Origin of the sequence: Mesorhizobium sp. M1143, from assembly GCF_040318435.1 — a bacterium.
Lineage (GTDB): Bacteria > Pseudomonadota > Alphaproteobacteria > Rhizobiales > Rhizobiaceae > Mesorhizobium.
Window position 1 is genome coordinate 1 of sequence record NZ_JAMYMJ010000146.1, and the last position, 2,434, is coordinate 2,434.

The 2,434-nt window shown below is 63.3% G+C and carries 4 protein-coding genes; 2 read left to right on the forward strand and 2 right to left on the reverse strand.

All coding sequences use genetic code 11. From position 1 onward, the window contains the following. Both nadA and NKH35_RS31370 read right to left on the reverse strand, forming a co-directional pair. On the reverse strand, positions 1–269 hold a 269-nt coding region (gene nadA / locus NKH35_RS31365; protein ID WP_352917534.1), incomplete at its 3' end, for a quinolinate synthase NadA. Between the two features lie 67 nt (positions 270–336). After that, positions 337–1,305, reverse strand: coding sequence for an NUDIX hydrolase (locus NKH35_RS31370; RefSeq protein ID WP_352917535.1), 969 nt, complete (start codon positions 1,303–1,305; stop codon positions 337–339). A 162-nt stretch (positions 1,306–1,467) separates the two neighbouring features. Between NKH35_RS31370 and panB the strand changes: the two genes are divergently transcribed. Together panB and NKH35_RS31380 are read left to right on the forward strand one after the other, a co-directional pair. After that, positions 1,468–2,328, forward strand: a complete 861-nt coding sequence (panB, locus tag NKH35_RS31375) for a 3-methyl-2-oxobutanoate hydroxymethyltransferase (protein WP_352917536.1) — start codon at positions 1,468–1,470, stop codon at positions 2,326–2,328. A gap of 2 nt (positions 2,329–2,330) precedes the next feature. Then, on the forward strand, positions 2,331–2,434 hold a 104-nt coding region (locus NKH35_RS31380), incomplete at its 3' end, for a pantoate--beta-alanine ligase (RefSeq protein WP_352917537.1).

Consider the following 2,434-nt stretch of genomic DNA (forward strand, 5'->3'; position numbering starts at 1 on the left):
GCCATGAAATGGACGCCGGCCAGCACGATGACTTGCGCCTCGACCGTCGCAGCCGTGCGGGCTAGTGCCAAGCTGTCGCCGACGATGTCGGCCACGCAGTGGAAGATCTCGGGCGTCTGATAATTGTGCGCCAGGATGATCGCGTTGCGCTCGCGCTTCAGCGCAAGGATCGCCTCGATATCCTCGGCGAAAGCCGGCCATTCAATCGGCGGGATCACTCGTCGGACGCGCTCGTAGAGCAACGCGGCCGTAGGCAGCATGGCGCCCATCGACCCCCTCCCGCTTATACTCTAACTGAAAATAACCAGCATATACTTGCTGTGAGTATAAGGGATGTCAACCCCGCGCCAGCGGCAATTTTGTCCCGGCGATGAGCCTATCGTCCAGAACGGCGTGGCGGAAACGGAAAAGCTTCGCTGGCCGGCCGCCGGTCTCAGTGGTGGCCTCTCCGGTCTCCTCGACCAGCTCCTGCTGTTCGATCAGTCGGCGAAAGTTCGGCTTGTGGATGAGCCTGCCGGCGAGCGCCTCCACGGTTCGCTGCAGCTGCAAAAGCGTGAATACCGGCGGCATCAGCTCAAAGACGACTGGGCGGTATTTGATCTTGGAGCGCAGCCGCGCAATGCCGGTCGCCACGATGCGGCGATGATCGGCGACCATGGACTTGCTGGGCACCAGCGGCGGGGGTCCTGCGTCCCGCCCTCTTACGGCCTCTTGGCCCAGGCCTGCTTCGTAGACTAACTCATAGCGTTGAAGCGTGAGTTCCTCGTTCCAAAGGCGGTCGTCGAAGCCAAAGGCTATCGTCGCCCGCTGCCAGCGTTCACGTCGCGTGGCCGAATCGCCAACCCCGTTTGCCCATTCGATCAGGCGCGGCCGCAGAACGTCCAGCACGACCGCAGGCGTGCCGGAGCGGTGGTCCTCCCATGGAAAATATTCATACCAACTCTGCCATCCGCACTTGGGCGAGCCCGCTGCCTGTTCCTTGCGCGTCAATGCGAGATAGCTGATGGAGATGACGCGCTGCTGGCGCTCGGCGCCGATGCGATCCCGATCCGCGAACGTGTAGAGTTGCTCAATGTACCCCAGCCGATGGCCGGTTTGCTGCTCGACCCACCCCCTCAAGCCGGATTGCAGCGATCGGTGCTCAAGCGCAAAGGGACCGGAGGGCAAGGTGTCCGCCTGGCCGATGGTGAGGACACAGGGTTGACTGCCGTTTACGGCGACCACAAAGGCGATCAAGTCCACTTTGACGTTGTCGGCCTTGCCGGCGGCTCTGTCTTTCCTGAGTCCTATTGCCTGATCGTCCATTATTTGGCCAACTCGGGGGCACCTTAATCGATTTAGTGTAAGCGTGCCAATTGGCACGTCAACACCCCGCAGCTGCATGGCCATTTTTTTGCTCTTCGCACCTGCACAAAAATGTGCCAAAGGCGACAGCCGCAGCTGGTAACGTAGGGGAAGGAGGGTCCCATGAGCGCTTATGGTGACACCAGGGCGATCACACCGCCGGATATTCGTTCGCGCAAAGGTGGGACGCCGCTCGTCTGCCTTACCGCCTACACCACCCCAGTAGCCCGGCTTGTCGATCCCCATTGTGATGTGGTGCTCGTCGGCGACAGCGTCGGCATGGTTCTCCACGGCCTGCCCTCGACGCGCGGCGTCACGCTGGAGATGATGATCACGCACGGCCAGGCGGTGCGCCGTGGCATCAAGCAGGCGCTGATGGTGGTCGACCTGCCGTTCGGTTCCTACGAGGAAAGCCCAGAGCAGGCTTTCCGCAATGCCGCGCGCGTCATGGCCGAGACCGGCTGCACGGCCGTCAAGCTCGAAGGCGGCGAAGCGATGGCAGAGACGATCGGCTTCCTCGCCGCACGCGGCGTGCCCGTCATGGCCCATGTCGGATTGACGCCGCAGGCCATCAACACCATCGGTGGCTACCGCGTACAGGGCAGGGGCGGGGATGCCGAGCGCATCAGGCGCGACGCAATTGCGGTGGGCGAAGCGGGCGCCTTTGCGGTCGTCCTGGAGAAGGTTCCTGAGGCGCTCGCCCGCCGGATCACCAAGGAGGTGGCGACCCCGACCATTGGCATCGGTGCCTCGGCAGCCTGTGACGGCCAGATTCTCGTCGTCGACGACATGCTGGGCCTCTTCGGCGACTTCCGGCCCAAGTTCGTCAAGCGCTATGCTGAACTCCGGGAGGCGGCTGCGGCTGCGATCGCTTCCTATGCGCGCGAGGTGAAGGAGCGCCAGTTTCCCGCCGCAGAGCACGTGTTTGCCGATGCGCCCAAGCCCGCCGACACGGACGCCACCAAGAGCGGAGAAGCAGCGTGAGCGTGCCGATCGTCAGGAGCGTTGACCAGCTTCGCGAAAGCGTCGCCGCATGGCGCTGCGAAGGTGTGAGGATAGCCCTGGTGCCAACGATGGGCGTCCTGCATGA

Excerpts from the sequence above, each read along its gene's own strand:
- NKH35_RS31370 (WP_352917535.1), bottom strand. The coding sequence starts at position 1,305 with ATGGACGATCAGGCAATAGGACTCAGGAAAGACAGAGCCGCCGGCAAG.
- panB (WP_352917536.1), top strand. The coding sequence starts at position 1,468 with ATGAGCGCTTATGGTGACACCAGGGCGATCACACCGCCGGATATTCGT.